This is a genomic window from Pseudomonas sp. EA_65y_Pfl2_P78 (assembly GCF_963970495.1).
Classification (GTDB): Bacteria; Pseudomonadota; Gammaproteobacteria; order Pseudomonadales; family Pseudomonadaceae; genus Aquipseudomonas; species Aquipseudomonas baetica_A.
In genome coordinates this window covers 99,821-114,430 of the sequence record NZ_CAXAON010000005.1, presented here as the reverse complement: position 1 = coordinate 114,430, position 14,610 = coordinate 99,821, and the positions used below count along the sequence as shown (strand labels likewise).

Below are 14,610 nucleotides of genomic sequence, written 5' to 3'. Positions count from 1 at the left end.
GCGGGTATTTTTTAGACGCTATCAGCGCCGGATCAGGAACCCAGCAGCTCAGCCTTGACCAGCTTCGCCTGCTCGTCAGCGTGGTACGAAGACCGCACCAACGGACCCGACGCAACGTTCTTGAAGCCCATCTTGTAACCTTCTTCGGCGAACCAGGCGAAGGTGTCCGGGTGCACGAAACGCTGCACCGGCAGGTGGCTGCGCGACGGTTGCAGGTACTGGCCCAGGGTCAGCATGTCGATGTCGTGTTCGCGCATGCGCTTCATGACTTCGATGACTTCTTCGTCGGTTTCGCCCAGGCCCAGCATCAGGCCGGATTTGGTCGGGATGTGCGGCATCATCTGCTTGAAGCGTTGCAGCAGGGTCAGCGACCACTGGTAGTCCGAACCCGGGCGTGCGGCCTTGTACAGGCGCGGCACGGTTTCGAGGTTGTGGTTGAACACATCCGGCGGCTCGGCTGCAGTGATCTCAAGGGCGACGTCCATGCGGCCACGGTAATCAGGGACCAGGGTTTCCAGTTGCACGTTCGGCGACAGCTTGCGGATCTCGCGGATGCAGTCGGCAAAGTGCTGGGCACCGCCGTCGCGCAGGTCGTCGCGGTCAACCGAAGTGATCACCACGTACTTGAGCTTCAGGTCGGCGATGGCGATGGCCAGGCTTTGCGGCTCGTTGACGTCCAGTGGTTTCGGACGACCGTGGCCAACGTCGCAGAACGGGCAGCGACGGGTGCAGATGTCACCCATGATCATGAACGTCGCGGTGCCACCGGAGAAGCACTCGCCCAGGTTCGGGCAGGATGCTTCTTCGCAGACACTGTGCAGCTTGTGTTTGCGCAGCAGGCTCTTGATGCGGTCGACTTCCGGGGAAACCGGGATGCGTACACGAATCCAGTCAGGCTTCTTCGGCAGTTCGGTGGTTGGAATGATCTTTACCGGAATGCGTGCAACCTTTTCGGCGCCGCGCAGCTTGACGCCGGCTTCAACCTTGGGACGCGGGGCCGGGCGCTCGGTCACGTCGAGCGTCGGGATCATGGTTTGCACTGCATCAGTAGTCATATCAGTCGATTCCGCCCGTCAGGGTCGTCTGCTCAGCATAGTCGAGGTGTTTGACGAGCTGCGCGCGCAGCCGGGCACTTACCTCGGCAAATTCAATCGATCCTGCGTGATCGCTCAGCTGGGTCATCGCCAGCCCGGCATAGCCGCAGGGATTAATCCGTCGAAACGGTTCCAGGTTCATATCCACGTTCAGAGCCAGGCCATGAAAGGAACAACCGTGGCGGATCCGCAAACCCAGAGAAGCGATTTTCGCGCCATCGACGTACACGCCGGGAGCGTCTGGCTTGGCCGCGGCGGTCACCCCGTAGCTGGCCAGCAGTTCGATCAGGCAAAGCTCCATGCGACTCACCAGATCACGCACGCCGAAACCCAGCTTGCGTACATCCAGCAGCAAGTAAGCCACCAATTGGCCAGGGCCATGATAGGTCACTTGCCCGCCGCGATCGACCTGCACCACCGGGATGTCCCCCGGCAGCAACAAGTGTTCGGCCTTGCCGGCCTGGCCCTGAGTGAACACCGGAGGGTGCTCGACCAGCCAGATTTCGTCAGCGGCATCGCTGCCGCGTTCGTTGGTAAAGCGTTGCATGGCATGCCAGACCGGCTCGTAAGCCATCTGGCCGAGCTCACGAAAGCCCAGCGTGCCAGACATCACAGCACCATGTGCACAAAACCGGTCGCACGCAACTCGCTGTTAATGTCGTACAGCTGTTCTTGACCGGTGGCGATGATGTGCAACTGGATAGTCGTGTATTTGCCGTTGGTGCTTTGACGTTCGTCGATACGCTCATCATTGATGGTCGCGTGCTTTGTGACGATTGCGATGATCTTGTCTTTGTTGCCAACGCCAGTGTCGCTGATCACCTTGATCGGGTAATCAGTCTGGGGAAATTCGATCTTTGGCGCCTTTACTTCGGTATCGGTCATGGCGTAACGGCCTCTTAAGCCGTGGTAACGCGCATGGCCCCGCACCGGATCGGAGCAGGGCCATGCAGGTCAACACTAAATCAGTTGAACAAGCCGTAGAAGAATAGACGGATGCTATCCCACATGCGGCGGAAGATACCACCTTCCTCGACAGCGTCCAGAGCGATCAGGTCGGCGCTGTGCACAACCTTGTCTTCCAGTTTCACTTCGACTTTACCGATCACGTCGCCCTTGGCGATGGGCGCGGTCAGTTGCGGGTTCATGGTCATGCTGGCCGCAAGCTTCTTCAGCTGGCCTTTGGGCAGGGTCATGGTCAGGTCTTCAGCCAGGCCGGCCTTGACTTGATTGGTGGTGCCTTTCCACACCGGGGCCTGAGCCAGTTCAGTACCTTTCTGATAGAAGGTCTGGGTTTCAAAGAAGCGGAAACCGTAGGTCAGCAGCTTCTGGGTTTCAGCGGCGCGAGCCACTTCGCTGTTGGTGCCGAACACCACGGCGATCAGGCGCTGGCCGTCGCGTACAGCCGAGGACACCATGCAGTAGCCGGCTTCTTCGGTGTGACCGGTTTTCAGACCGTCAACGGTCTTGTCACGCCACAGCAGCAGGTTGCGGTTAGGCTGCTTGATGCCATTCCAGAAGAACTCTTTCTGCGAATAGATCGCATAGTGAGCCGGGTCTTCGTGGATGATCGCGCGAGCCAGGATCGCCATGTCGTGAGCCGACGAATAGTGCTCAGGATTCGGCAGACCGGTCGGGTTCATGAAGTGGGAATTGGTCATGCCCAGTTCTGAAGCGGTTTTGTTCATCAGGTCGGCGAAGGCGTCTTCGCTGCCGGCGATGTGCTCGGACAGCGCCACACTGGCGTCGTTGCCGGACTGAATGATGATGCCGTGCAGCAGGTCGCTGACAGTGACCTGCGAACCCACCTTGATGAACATCCGCGAGCCGCCGGTGCGCCAGGCGTTTTCGCTGACGGTCACCGGATCGTTTTCACCGATCTGGCCGCGACGGATTTCCAGCGTAGCGATGTATGCCGTCATCAGTTTGGTCAGGCTGGCCGGTGGCAGACGCTGATCACCGTTGTTCTCTACCAGCACATTGCCGCTGCTGGCGTCCATCAGGACGTAGGCTTTGGCGGCCAGTTGAGGGGGCGACGGCATCATCTCGGCCGCAAAGGCGGCGGGCGAGAGGAGCAGCGGGACTAGCAGACACAGGCGTTTGGCAAAGGTGGTGATGTTCATCCGTCTCTCGAAATCGCTAATGGAAACTTGCCCTAGGGCAAAACTATTCAGACAGCCTTCTAACGGGCCATCGCGTGTTCAGTTGCTCACTCCAGTCACCCTTGCCGGGCTTTTATTCTTCGACGAGCCAACAACCTGATTCACCCCCAATCGCTGGTGAATCGCAATCAAGTCCTGCGTATTGCTTACTCCGAAACCACACTTGGCGAACCAAGGTTGGCCAGGCGGACGCTGTTCTGTACCTGGGCAATCTCACCCGGCGAACCGATCGGCCCCAGACGTACCCGGTGCAGGGTCTGCTGATTGCGCACGATCGAACTGATGAAAACCGGAGCGCTCACCATCCCGCTGAGCTTCGCCCTCAGGAGCTCTGCAGCGTCCGGGTTGGCGAACGCGCCCACCTGCAGATACTGGCCAGATGCTGGTGCAGAAGCGTTTTTTTTTGCATCGAGCTGAACCGGCACGACGGCCGCGGCGTGTTGCTGCACCGGCGGCGTCCATTGCTCAACGGTGCCGGCCGAGGCCGTGATCACCGGGGCGCTATTTTGCGCGACTTGCGGCTCGTTGAGCATCAAAGGTGCCGGACGGCCCTTGGCAGCCCACCATTGTTGCGGATCAATGCCTTCGACCTTGACCCGCGCGGTGCCGATTTCGGCGTACCCCAGCTTCTTGGCGGCAGCGTAGGACAAATCGATGATGCGGTCGGAGTAGAACGGGCCGCGGTCGTTGACCCGCAGAATCACGCTCTTGTTGTTGTCCAGATTGGTCACCCGAACGTAACTTGGCAGTGGCAAGGTCTTGTGGGCGGCACTCATGCCGTACAGGTCATAGACCTCGCCGTTGGCGGTGTTCTGGCCATGGAACTTGGTGCCATACCAGGACGCTGTGCCAGAAGCGACATACGACTTCGATTCTTGCAACGGGAAATAGGTTTTTCCCAGCACCGTGTAAGGGTTGGCCTTGTACGGGCCGGTGTGCAGGGTCGGCGTGGCATCCGGGATGCGCGAGACATCGACGTCCCACCAAGGCGCGCCGTCTTTGTGCGCCCGGTTGATATCCAGACCCGGCTGCGCGCGCACAGCGGTAGACGATGTCTTTTGAGTCGGTGAACGGCTGGTCGAACAACTGGCGACCAGCACCGCCAACGCAGTGAATGCCACCAGTTTCAGGGGTTTGTTGATAGGCAATGCCCGCATTACTTGACGCCCCGTGCTTTTACCAGCTGTTCAGACAGTTGATGTACGGCCATGGCGTACATCACGCTGCGGTTATAACGCGTGATCGCGTAAAAATTCTTCAGGCCCATCCAGTATTCAGGGCCGTTTTCGCCTTCGAGACGAAATGCAGTGACTGGCATGTCATCGCGCAGCGCATCATGACTCGACCAGCCCAGCGCTCGCAACTCCCCAACGGTTTTCGTCGGCTCGATACCGGTGGTCAGGCCTTCATCGACCTGCTCGCCACGTACGTCTGCACGGCTGACCACTGGCTCGCCAGCGACCCAACCGTGACGCTTGAAATAACTCGCGACGCTGCCGATCGCATCATCCGGATTGGTCCAGATATTGATGTGACCGTCACCGTCGAAATCCACCGCATAGGCGCGAAAGCTGCTCGGCATGAACTGCGGCAGGCCCATGGCGCCTGCGTAAGAGCCTTTCAGGGTCAATGGATCGACCTGCTCTTCACGCGCCAGCAGCAGGAACTCACGCAGTTCCTTGCGGAAAAATTCGGCACGGGGAGGATAGTCGAATCCGAGCGTGGACAAGGCGTCGATCACCCGGAAATTACCGGTATTACGTCCGAAAAAGGTTTCAACACCAATGATCGACACGATGACTTGTGCCGGCACGCCGTACTCCTGTTCGGTACGGGCCAGCGTCGCCTCATGCTGACGCCAGAAGTCGACACCACGGGCGATACGTGCGTCCGTGATGAACATCGGACGGTATTCTTTCCATTGTTTGACTCGCTCGGCGGGACGGGAGATGGCGTCGAGAATCGACTGCTTGCGCTGCGCCTCGCGAAACACACCCATCAGTTGCTCACCGGCAAAGCCGTAGTCGCGGGTCATTTCACCGACGAATTCGGCCACCTGCGGCGAGCCTTCGTATTCGCCGGCCAGCGCGTCCTGCACGCTACCGAGGATGCCTACCAGGCCAACCCACGGCGCGCATCGAGTCGCCCAGCCACGCATTACTTGCATTGAAATCTTCACCTTATTCAAACCTGCGCGATCCACTTGCGATGGGTATGGATCGACATCAAAACCCCAAACGCTGACAGCAATGTCACCAGCGAAGTTCCTCCGTAGCTAATGAACGGCAACGGCACCCCTACAACCGGTAACAGGCCACTGACCATACCGATGTTGACGAAAACGTAAACAAAAAACGTCATGGTCAATGCACCGGCGAGCAATTTGCCGAACAATGTTTGTGCCTGTGCCGTGATCACCAGCCCCCGGCCAATCAACAAAAGATAGATCAGCAGCAGCACGCAAATGCCCACCAGGCCGAACTCTTCGCCAAGTACTGCAATGATGAAGTCGGTGTGACTTTCAGGCAGGAAGTCCAGATGCGATTGGGTGCCGAGCAGCCATCCCTTGCCGAACACGCCGCCGGAACCGATCGCCGCTTTCGACTGAATGATGTTCCAGCCCGTACCGAGCGGATCGCTTTCCGGGTCAAGGAACGTCAGGATTCGTTGCTTCTGGTAGTCGTGCATGATGAAAAACCACATGGCGACCGCCACGGGTACGGCGGCGGCCAATACGCTGAGAATCCAGCGCCAGCGCAACCCGCCCATGAACAGCACGAACGCTCCGCCCGCCAGAATCAGCAGCGAAGTACCGAGGTCCGGCTGACGCACGATCAGAATGAACGGCACACCGATCAGCATCAAACTGATGCCGACATGCTTGAGTTGTGGCGGCAATGTCCGTTTCGACAGATACCAGGCGATGGTCGCCGGCATGAGGATTTTCATGAACTCGGAGGGCTGGAAGCGGATCACCCCGGGAATGTTGATCCAGCGTGTCGCGCCCATGGCGTTGTGGCCCATGATGTCCACCACCATCAGCAACACCACCCCGATCACATAGCCGAGCGGCACCCAACGGGCCATGAAGCGCGGTTCGAACTGGGCGATGACGATCATCGACACCAGACCGATGCCGAACGAAGTGGCCTGTTTGGCCAGCAGATCCCAGTTCTTGCCGCTGGCCGAATACAGCACGAACAGGCTGCCGGCGGCGAGAATCAGCAACAGGATCAACAAAGGGCCATCGATATGCAGTTTTTGCAGCAACGTCGCGCGGCGACGCATCACATCCTCGCTGGAGAGCATGCGATCAAAGTTATTCATCACGGGCCGTAGCCTCCGCACTGATTGGACTGGCGTATTCGGCCTTCAAATGTCCGTCCTGATCCAGCAACCAGGCGTCCATGACCTGACGCACGACGGGCGCGGCAACACCGGAGCCGGACTCACCGTTCTCAACCATCACCGACACGACGATTCGTGGATCGTCGGCCGGGGCGAAACCGACGAACAACGCGTGGTCGCGATGGCGCTCCTGAACCTTGGAGCGGTCGTACTTCTCGCCCTGCTTGATCGCGACCACCTGAGCGGTACCCGATTTGCCGGCGATCCGGTATTGCGCACCGATTGCCGCTTTGCGCGCGGTGCCCCGGGCACCGTGCATCACCTGCTGCATGCCGTGGTTGACCTTGTTCCAGTCCGACGGGTCACGCAGGATAATGTCCGGCATCGGGTTTTCGTCCACCGGTTTCACCCCTTCGAGGGTTTTGGCCAGGTGCGGCCGGTTCCACACGCCTTTGTTCGCTACCAGCGCCGTGGCTTGGGCCAACTGAAGCGGCGTCGCTTGCATATAGCCCTGGCCGATCCCCAGGATCAGCGTCTCGCCCGGGAACCACGCCTGCTTGCGTGTCGCCCGCTTCCACTCACGCGAAGGCATCAGGCCTGGGGATTCTTCGAACATGTCCAGCGAGACCTTCTTGCCGATGCCGAACTTGTTCATGTAAGCCGACAGCCGATCAATGCCCAGCTTATGGGCCAAGTCATAGAAGTAGGTGTCGTTGGACCGCATGATCGCTGTGTCGAGGTCGACGAAGCCGTCACCGGTGCGGTTCCAGTTGCGGTATTTGTGATCGTAGTTGGGCAGCATGTAGTAACCCGGGTCGAACACCCGGCTCGACGCCGTCACAACCCCTGAATCGAGGCCGGCAATCGCCACCGCCGGTTTGATCGTCGAGCCCGGCGGGTACAGACCGCGCAGCACGCGGTTGAACAGAGGCCGGTCAATGGAATCACGCAACTCGGCGTATGCCTTGAAGCTGATCCCGGTCACGAACAGGTTCGGGTCAAAACTCGGCTGACTGACCATCGCCAGCACTTCGCCAGTTCTCGGATCGAGCGCGACCACCGCACCGCGACGTCCGCCCAATGCCGCCTCGGCCGCTTCCTGCAACTTGATGTCCAGGCTCAGAACGATGTCCTTGCCGGGAATCGGATCGGTCCGCTTGAGCACACGCAAGACGCGGCCACGGGCGTTGGTCTCGACTTCCTCGTAACCCACCTGACCGTGTAACTCCGGCTCGTAGAAACGCTCGATGCCGGTCTTGCCGATGTGATGGGTGCCGCTGTAGTTGACCGGGTCGAGGCTTTTGAGTTCTTTCTCGTTGATCCGCCCCATGTAACCCACCGAGTGCGCAAAATGCGCGCCCTGCGGGTAGTGACGGACCAGTTGCGCAATCACTTCCACGCCCGGCAGACGGAACTGGTTCACGGCGATGCGGGCGATCTGCTCCTCCGTCAATTCGAACAGGATCGGTACCGGCTCGAACGGCCGACGCCCCTGACGCATGCGCTTCTCGAAGATCACCCGGTCTTCGGGCGTCAGCCCTAGCACTTCGACGATCACGTCGAGCACTTGCTGCCAGTCGCCGGAGCGCTCGCGGGTCATGCTCAGACTGAAGCTTGGCCGGTTGTCGGCCACCACGACGCCATTGCGGTCGAAAATCAGCCCACGCGTCGGCGGGATCGGCTGCACATGGACGCGGTTGTTCTCCGAGAGGGTCGAGTGGTACTCGTACTGGATCACCTGCAAGAAATAAAGCCGTGCGATTAGCACACAGATCAGCGCCACCACCACAACGGCCCCGAATATGACGCGGCTACGCACCAGGCGTGCGTCTTTTTCGTGGTCCTTGATGCGGATCGGCTGAGACATGAGGGCAGGCTTACTTGTGGTAAGGGTGACCGGACAGCACGGTCCAGGCACGGTACAACTGTTCGCCGATCAGAATCCGCACCAGCGGATGCGGCAGCGTCAGCGGTGACAACGACCAGCGTTGATCGGCACGAGCACAGACTTGCGGCGCCAGCCCTTCCGGGCCACCAACCATGAAATTGACCGTGCGCGAATCCAGCCGCCAACGGTCGAGTTCGACCGCCAGTTGCTCGGTACTCCAGGGTTTGCCGTGGACTTCCAGCGTGACGATCCGCTCGTTCTGCCCGACCTTGGCCAGCATGGCTTCGCCTTCCTGGCGGATGAAACGAGCCACGTCAGCATTCTTGCCACGGGTATTGAGCGGTATTTCCACCAGTTCCAGCGCCAGCTCGGACGGAAGACGCTTGGCATATTCATGCCAGCCTTCTTCCACCCACTTGGGCATGCGTGAACCGACGGCGATCAGTCGCAGTCGCACAGCGATCCCTTAGAGCTGGTCTTTGTTGAGCTTGGTGAAATGCTCGTGGGTGTTTTCCGGGCTGTGGTGTTTGGCGTCGGCCGCGCGGCTTTGCTCGGCACCGGCCCACAGGCGTTCCAGGTCGTAGAACTGACGCGCCGAGGCGGTCATCATGTGCACGATCACCAGGTCCAGGTCGAGCAGCACCCAGTCGCTGTCGCCCTTGCCTTCTTCGCCCAGCGGCTTGGCGCCCTGCTTTTTGACTTCTTCGCGAACCTTATCCAGCATCGCGTTGATCTGGCGATTGGAAGTACCGGTGGCGATGATCATGTAGTCAGTGATGCTCTGCTTGTCGCGAACATCGATGATCTGGATATCTTGCGCCTTGACGTCTTCCAGTGCAGCCACGGCCAGCTTGACCAGGTCGTCACCTTTCAGCGGCTCGTTGGTGTTGACCGGCTCTGGCAGCGGGGCGCTCTTGAATGTGCCTTTGCGCTTTACTTTGGTTTGGTCTTTGTCAGTCATATAAAACTCGTTTTGCTCATGTATTCGGCGGCTTGGCGACACGGTGATCCGTATCAGTGAAGCACGCCTTGTTCAGTTCGACGCACGGTAAAGACCGTGCGCATCGATGTAGGCCAGGACCGCGTCGGGCACCAGGAAACGTACCGACTTACCGCTGGCCAGCAGTTGACGGATCTGGGTGGCGGAAACCGCGAGCGGTGTCTGCCAGACGAATGCAATCTGTCCGCTCGGCCCTTTCAGGGCCAGCGGGTCGCTCACCGAACGCGCTGCCAGCAGGTTGCGCAAGGCATCCGGCGGTTCGCTGTCGGCGTCCGGGCGCTGTAGCACCAGGATGTGGCAATGCTGGAGCAACTCTTCCCAGCGATGCCAAGTGGGCAGGCCGCAAAATGCGTCCCAGCCCAAAAGCAGAAAAACCTGGGTCTCGGCGGCCATTTCGGCACGCATCAACTCCAGGGTATCAATGGTCCAGGACGGTTTGTCCCGCTGCAATTCGCGGGCGTCCACCACCAGCGGTGGCACTCCGGCCACCGCGCACTCGACCATCGCCAAGCGATCCTGCGCCGACACCTGCGGTGTATCGCGATGCGGCGGTCGCGCGCTCGGCGTCAGACGCAACTCATCCAGTGCCAGCGTTTCGGCCACTTCCAGCGCGCCGCGCAAATGGCCAATGTGCACCGGATCGAAGGTGCCGCCCAATATGCCAATGCGCAGTGGGCGGGGCTCGCTGCCCGATGGCGTCGCTGTCAGGTCGAGGTCGGCCAAGTCAGACCGTCGCCTGGCCGCGTAACTGGCCATCACCGACCACGATGTACTTCTCGCAGGTCAGCCCCTCAAGACCCACCGGGCCGCGGGCGTGCAGCTTATCAGTAGAAATGCCGATCTCGGCACCCAATCCGTATTCAAATCCATCGGCGAAGCAGGTCGGCGTGTTGATCATCACCGACGCCGAATCGACTTCAGCCACAAACCGCCGCGTGTCTGCGAGGTTTTCGCTGACGATCGAGTCGGTGTGATGGGAGCCGTAATGGTTGATGTGTTCAATGGCCTGATCGAGACCGTCGACCACACGGATCGACAGGATTGGCGCCAGATACTCGGTGTTCCAGTCGTCTTCACTGGCCGGCACGGCGTCGATGATCGCCCGGGTGCACTCGCAACCACGCAGTTCGACGCCTTTTTCGCGGAACTGGGCAGCCATCGATGGCAGGAAATCCTTGGCAACGGTTTGATCGACCAGCAAGGTCTCCATCGCGCCGCAAATGCCATACCGATAGGTCTTGGCATTGAAGGCGATGCGCTGGGCTTTGTCCAGGTCGGCGTGTTCGCTGACATAGACGTGGCAGATGCCGTCCAGATGCTTGATCACCGGCACGCGAGCATCGCGACTGATGCGTTCGATCAGACCACGGCCGCCGCGCGGCACGATCACGTCGACGTACTCGGGCATGGTGATCATCGCGCCAACAGCGGCACGGTCAGTGGTTTCGACCACTTGCACCACCGCTGCCGGCAATTGCGCCTCGGCCAGACCACGCTGGATGCATGCGGCAATCGCACGGTTGGAATGAATCGCTTCGGAGCCACCGCGCAAAATGGTCGCATTACCCGATTTCAGGCACAGACTGGCGGCATCGATGGTCACGTTGGGGCGTGATTCGTAGATGATCCCGATCACGCCCAGCGGCACGCGCATCTTGCCGACCTGAATGCCCGACGGGCGAAAGCTCATGTCACGGATGGCGCCGACCGGGTCTGGCAGCGCGGCAACCTGACGCAGGCCGACGATCATGCCGTCAATGCGCGCCGGGGTGAGTTCCAGGCGCTCCAGCAATGCGGGCTCCAGACCATTGGCGCGACCGGCAGCCAGATCCTGTTCGTTGGCTGCCGCCAGCTCGGCGCGTGCGGCGTCCAAAGCATTGGCAGCAGCCTGCAGGGCGCGGTTTTTCTGCGCGGTGCTGGCACGGCCGATGACCCGGGAAGCCTCGCGGGCGGCGCGACCCAATCGGGTCATGTAGTCAAGAACGGACTCAGTCATGGTCTGCTGGGGTCTTGGCGAAGAGGAAAGCGGCAGATTATAGCTGTCGCATCCCGGGACTAACAGCGGTGACGGGCGGATGGTCGAAATGAACAGTGATTGGCCGATGTTCAGGCGTAATTAAGCCTTGGATTGTTATCATCACGACCTCCTCCGCCTGGATAAATATCGCCTGCCATGCCCAACCAGACCGTTCGCACCCGCGCCGGACACCTGCTGCAGGGACTCCCGGACGCTTTTTTCGACCGCGATGCCCAAACACTGGCCAAGGATCTGCTCGGCAAAGTCATCCGCCATCGCGTTGCTGATTTGTGGCTCAGCGCGCGCATCATCGAAACCGAAGCGTATTACTGCGCGGAAAAAGGCAGTCATGCATCGCTCGGCTACACAGAAAAGCGTAAGGCTTTGTTTCTGGATGGCGGGCACATTTATATGTATTACGCACGCGGCGGCGATTCGCTGAACTTCAGCGCGCAAGGGCCGGGCAATGCGGTGTTGATCAAGTCGGCCTATCCGTGGGTCGATGAGATCAGTGGCCCGGCGAGTCTGGCGCAGATGCTGCTGAACAACCCTGATGCTCAAGGTCAGGCGCGACCGTCGCAAAAGCTCTGCGCCGGACAGACGTTGCTGTGCAAAGCGCTGGGATTGAAGGTGCCGGTGTGGGACGCCAAGCGTTTCGATCATCAGTTGCTGCTCGTTGAGGACACGGGGCCTGCGCCCTCGCACGTTATTCAAACCACGAGACTGGGCATTCCCCATGGCCGTGACGAACACCTGATGTACCGTTTCGTCGACGCGACCTATGCGCAATGGTGCACGCTCAACCCGCTGCGACGGGGTCAGGTCGAAGGCCGGGATTATTTTGTATTGCCCTGAACACGCTCCCGCATTGAGCGGTGTGCCGTTGAAGGTTAAGCGCCCCATGGGCTATTTGAAGATTTGATGGAGTTTGTCTGTATGGGCCCATGGCTCGATAGCGTGACCGGTTGGCTGGCGGCCAATCCACAGTGGCTGGCCGCAGCGGTGTTCATTGTTGCCTTTGCCGAATGCCTGGCGATTGTCGGGCTGATCGTGCCCGGCACGGTGTTGCTGTTTGCCGTGACCGTGCTGGCCGGCAGCGGCGCGCTGTCGTTGAGCGAAACCCTGTTGCTGGGTTTCCTCGGCGGGATATTCGGTGATCTGGTTTCGTACTTCCTCGGCCGACACTTTCATCAGAACATCCGGCGACTGCCCGGACTGCGCCATCACCCGGAATGGATGGCCGGCGCCGAAACCTATTTTCAGCGCTACGGCATCGCCAGCCTGCTGGTCGGACGCTTCATCGGCCCGTTGCGGCCCATGCTGCCGATGGTCGCCGGGATGTGCGACATGCCCTTCCCGCGCTTCGCCGCCGTCAGCCTTCTGGCCGCCGCCGGCTGGAGTCTGGCCTACCTGCTGCCAGGCTGGGCCACCGGAGCAGCGATCCGCCTGCCATTGCCCGAAGGGTTCTGGCTTGAGGCCGGGATTGTCGCCGGCTGTATCGCAGCCGTGGTCGGCCTCAGTGTGAACAGCAGCCTGCGCCGGCATCGCCGCGCAACGATCTGGATCAGCAGCATGAACCTGTTGATTCTGATCGGCCTGTTCATCGGCTATCCGCACCTGACAGCCCTCGACCAAGGCGTGATGACGCTGGTGCAGGAGCATCGTCAACCCGTGCTGGATGAAGTCGCGGTCACGCTCACCCTGATCGGCGAGTTCCGCAACATGCTGATGTTCAGCATCCTGCTGACCGTCCTGCTGTTGCTTTGTCGGCAGTGGCGTCAGGCGATTTTCGTCGGCAGCACCCTTCTCTGCACCGCCCTGGCCAACACCGCGACCAAACAGCTTTTCGCCCGGGTACGCCCGGACGTGCTGACCGACCCGCTTACCAGTTACAGCATGCCCAGCGGCCACGCCTCGGGATCGTTCGCCTTGTTCCTGGCTCTGGCCGTCCTCGCCGGACGCGGGCAGCCGTCACGCATGCGCCTGACGTGGCTGATGATCGCCTGCATTCCGGCCTTGGCAATTGCTCTGTCGCGCGTCTATCTGGGAGCGCACTGGCCGACGGATATTCTCGCCGGCGCCATGCTGGCCGCTGGCGTGTGTGCGGCGAGCCTGTGGCTGAGCCAACGCAAATTACCGCTCAATGCAATGCCGGTAAAAGTCTGGTGGCTGATTCTGCCGGCCATGGTGACACTGTTCGGTTTTTTCGTACTGCGTCATTTGCCACATACACTGTTGCGCTACGCCTACTAATAAATCGATTTACAACTATCACGCCCTCCGCACTGCTCTTTAAGGAAACTTCCGACGAGAGCAGTGTTATCCCCCTACTCCAACTTACCGACGCCAAGTAAATATTCTTGATTCACAGCGCAAGAACAGCGTCATACTTCGAATCCAACAATCAAAGTTACATATTTTGCTTGAGAGCAAGGCCGTGGCGCCTTTCATATCTGTGGAATTCAGTTAAATTCGACTCAGCAACTTATTCACCAACAACCACCCGCATTTTTTATCAATAAAAACGACACGATATTTTCATATATCCAGTACTGAGTAGTTCATGAGTCCGAAGTTACCTCGAAAACCCCCAACATCAAACGTAAAAGCGCCAGATCCAATGACGCCTGCATCACAACGCCCCGACGTAATTTTCGATCCTTTTGTACCCTATAGAGCCGGGCTCACTGATTCACCGAATCCTACGAATTCATCTATAAAACCTGTCACAGGCACCGATCTTTCCCGGCAGCCTGCTGTTGAAGTCACTCCCGCGCCGCGGCAAGGCTTTGCCCCCCGCAAAAACGACGGCTCCGTGAGTGACTACTGGCTTTCAGAAAATTTTCTGCGCGGCATGAAACCCGCGGATGCAGAAGGTTTTCGCTGGGTCGTCGGGCGCAGGTTTGTCGACGTGGAATACGAGGGCACTTTGCAAACCATGCATGTCGCCCTTGACGAGTTCGGTAACTATCGCGGCAAGTTTCTGACAGAGCGAACACCGTCGGGTCCCCTCCTCTATAAAAACGACGGACTCCCCACCTGGCGGCTGACACAACAGGTCAGCGAACGTCCCGTGGTCAGCCCTGAGCGTCAGACGCAAA

14 protein-coding genes are annotated in these 14,610 nt (G+C 59.7%); 2 read left to right on the top strand and 12 right to left on the bottom strand.

Annotation, left to right across the window (positions count from 1 at the left end):
- Positions 1 to 32 precede the first annotated feature (32 nt).
- The 12 genes from lipA to AACY02_RS07155 form a co-directional block, all read right to left on the bottom strand.
- Entirely contained in the window at positions 33 to 1,031 is a 999-nt protein-coding gene (gene lipA / locus AACY02_RS07210) for a lipoyl synthase (protein ID WP_167394918.1), read from the bottom strand.
- A gap of 25 nt (positions 1,032 to 1,056) precedes the next feature.
- On the bottom strand, positions 1,057 to 1,704 hold the full coding sequence (gene lipB, locus AACY02_RS07205; protein ID WP_038361904.1) for a lipoyl(octanoyl) transferase LipB: 648 nt from the start codon (positions 1,702 to 1,704) through the stop codon (positions 1,057 to 1,059).
- Positions 1,704 to 1,979, bottom strand: a complete 276-nt coding sequence (locus AACY02_RS07200) for a DUF493 domain-containing protein (protein ID WP_221730186.1) — start codon at positions 1,977 to 1,979, stop codon at positions 1,704 to 1,706. Before AACY02_RS07200 ends, lipB begins: the two co-directional genes overlap by 1 nt.
- Positions 1,980 to 2,059: 80 nt before the next feature.
- On the bottom strand, positions 2,060 to 3,217 hold the full coding sequence (locus AACY02_RS07195; RefSeq protein WP_221730187.1) for a D-alanyl-D-alanine carboxypeptidase family protein: 1,158 nt from the start codon (positions 3,215 to 3,217) through the stop codon (positions 2,060 to 2,062).
- Positions 3,218 to 3,402: 185 nt separating this feature from the next.
- Positions 3,403 to 4,413 carry a septal ring lytic transglycosylase RlpA family protein gene (locus AACY02_RS07190; protein WP_339431350.1) on the bottom strand — a complete coding sequence of 337 codons (1,011 nt, stop codon included), beginning with the start codon at positions 4,411 to 4,413 and terminating at the stop codon, positions 3,403 to 3,405.
- Positions 4,413 to 5,423 carry a lytic murein transglycosylase B gene (mltB, locus tag AACY02_RS07185; protein ID WP_339431349.1) on the bottom strand — a complete coding sequence of 337 codons (1,011 nt, stop codon included), beginning with the start codon at positions 5,421 to 5,423 and terminating at the stop codon, positions 4,413 to 4,415. Before mltB ends, AACY02_RS07190 begins: the two co-directional genes overlap by 1 nt.
- A 17-nt stretch (positions 5,424 to 5,440) precedes the next feature.
- Positions 5,441 to 6,544, bottom strand: coding sequence for a rod shape-determining protein RodA (gene rodA / locus AACY02_RS07180; RefSeq protein WP_221730279.1), 1,104 nt, complete (start codon positions 6,542 to 6,544; stop codon positions 5,441 to 5,443).
- A 31-nt stretch (positions 6,545 to 6,575) separates the two neighbouring features.
- Entirely contained in the window at positions 6,576 to 8,471 is a 1,896-nt protein-coding gene (mrdA, locus tag AACY02_RS07175; protein ID WP_339431348.1) for a penicillin-binding protein 2, read from the bottom strand.
- 10 nt (positions 8,472 to 8,481) lie between these two features.
- Positions 8,482 to 8,949, bottom strand: coding sequence for a 23S rRNA (pseudouridine(1915)-N(3))-methyltransferase RlmH (gene rlmH / locus AACY02_RS07170; RefSeq protein ID WP_339431347.1), 468 nt, complete (start codon positions 8,947 to 8,949; stop codon positions 8,482 to 8,484).
- A 9-nt stretch (positions 8,950 to 8,958) separates the two neighbouring features.
- Positions 8,959 to 9,453, bottom strand: coding sequence for a ribosome silencing factor (gene rsfS, locus AACY02_RS07165; RefSeq protein WP_187678819.1), 495 nt, complete (start codon positions 9,451 to 9,453; stop codon positions 8,959 to 8,961).
- Positions 9,454 to 9,525: 72 nt separating this feature from the next.
- The gene (gene nadD, locus AACY02_RS07160) at positions 9,526 to 10,248 is read right to left on the bottom strand and encodes a nicotinate-nucleotide adenylyltransferase (protein WP_339431346.1); all 723 of its coding nucleotides are present in this window, start codon (positions 10,246 to 10,248) and stop codon (positions 9,526 to 9,528) included.
- Positions 10,217 to 11,488 (bottom strand): glutamate-5-semialdehyde dehydrogenase, encoded by a 1,272-nt coding sequence (locus AACY02_RS07155; protein WP_339431345.1) that lies wholly within the window; start codon positions 11,486 to 11,488, stop codon positions 10,217 to 10,219. The genes nadD and AACY02_RS07155 overlap by 32 nt, the downstream gene beginning before the upstream one ends.
- A 177-nt stretch (positions 11,489 to 11,665) precedes the next feature.
- Here AACY02_RS07155 and AACY02_RS07150 point away from each other — a divergent pair, with 177 nt between their 5' ends.
- Together AACY02_RS07150 and AACY02_RS07145 are read left to right on the top strand one after the other, a co-directional pair.
- The gene (locus AACY02_RS07150; protein ID WP_339431344.1) at positions 11,666 to 12,364 is read left to right on the top strand and encodes a DNA-3-methyladenine glycosylase; all 699 of its coding nucleotides are present in this window, start codon (positions 11,666 to 11,668) and stop codon (positions 12,362 to 12,364) included.
- 81 nt (positions 12,365 to 12,445) lie between these two features.
- Complete coding sequence (locus tag AACY02_RS07145) at positions 12,446 to 13,762, top strand: bifunctional DedA family/phosphatase PAP2 family protein (protein ID WP_339431343.1); 1,317 nt, start codon at positions 12,446 to 12,448, stop codon at positions 13,760 to 13,762.
- The last annotated feature ends 848 nt before the right edge of the window (positions 13,763 to 14,610 follow it).

Excerpts from the sequence above, each read along its gene's own strand:
- lipA (WP_167394918.1), bottom strand. The coding sequence starts at position 1,031 with ATGATCCCGACGCTCGACGTGACCGAGCGCCCGGCCCCGCGTCCCAAG.
- lipB (WP_038361904.1), bottom strand. The coding sequence starts at position 1,704 with ATGTCTGGCACGCTGGGCTTTCGTGAGCTCGGCCAGATGGCTTACGAG.
- AACY02_RS07200 (WP_221730186.1), bottom strand. The coding sequence starts at position 1,979 with ATGACCGATACCGAAGTAAAGGCGCCAAAGATCGAATTTCCCCAGACT.
- AACY02_RS07195 (WP_221730187.1), bottom strand. The coding sequence starts at position 3,217 with ATGAACATCACCACCTTTGCCAAACGCCTGTGTCTGCTAGTCCCGCTG.
- AACY02_RS07190 (WP_339431350.1), bottom strand. The coding sequence starts at position 4,413 with ATGCGGGCATTGCCTATCAACAAACCCCTGAAACTGGTGGCATTCACT.
- mltB (WP_339431349.1), bottom strand. The coding sequence starts at position 5,423 with ATGCAAGTAATGCGTGGCTGGGCGACTCGATGCGCGCCGTGGGTTGGC.
- rodA (WP_221730279.1), bottom strand. The coding sequence starts at position 6,544 with ATGCGTCGCCGCGCGACGTTGCTGCAAAAACTGCATATCGATGGCCCT.
- mrdA (WP_339431348.1), bottom strand. The coding sequence starts at position 8,471 with ATGTCTCAGCCGATCCGCATCAAGGACCACGAAAAAGACGCACGCCTG.
- rsfS (WP_187678819.1), bottom strand. The coding sequence starts at position 9,453 with ATGACTGACAAAGACCAAACCAAAGTAAAGCGCAAAGGCACATTCAAG.
- nadD (WP_339431346.1), bottom strand. The coding sequence starts at position 10,248 with ATGGCCAGTTACGCGGCCAGGCGACGGTCTGACTTGGCCGACCTCGAC.
- AACY02_RS07155 (WP_339431345.1), bottom strand. The coding sequence starts at position 11,488 with ATGACTGAGTCCGTTCTTGACTACATGACCCGATTGGGTCGCGCCGCC.
- AACY02_RS07150 (WP_339431344.1), top strand. The coding sequence starts at position 11,666 with ATGCCCAACCAGACCGTTCGCACCCGCGCCGGACACCTGCTGCAGGGA.
- AACY02_RS07145 (WP_339431343.1), top strand. The coding sequence starts at position 12,446 with ATGGGCCCATGGCTCGATAGCGTGACCGGTTGGCTGGCGGCCAATCCA.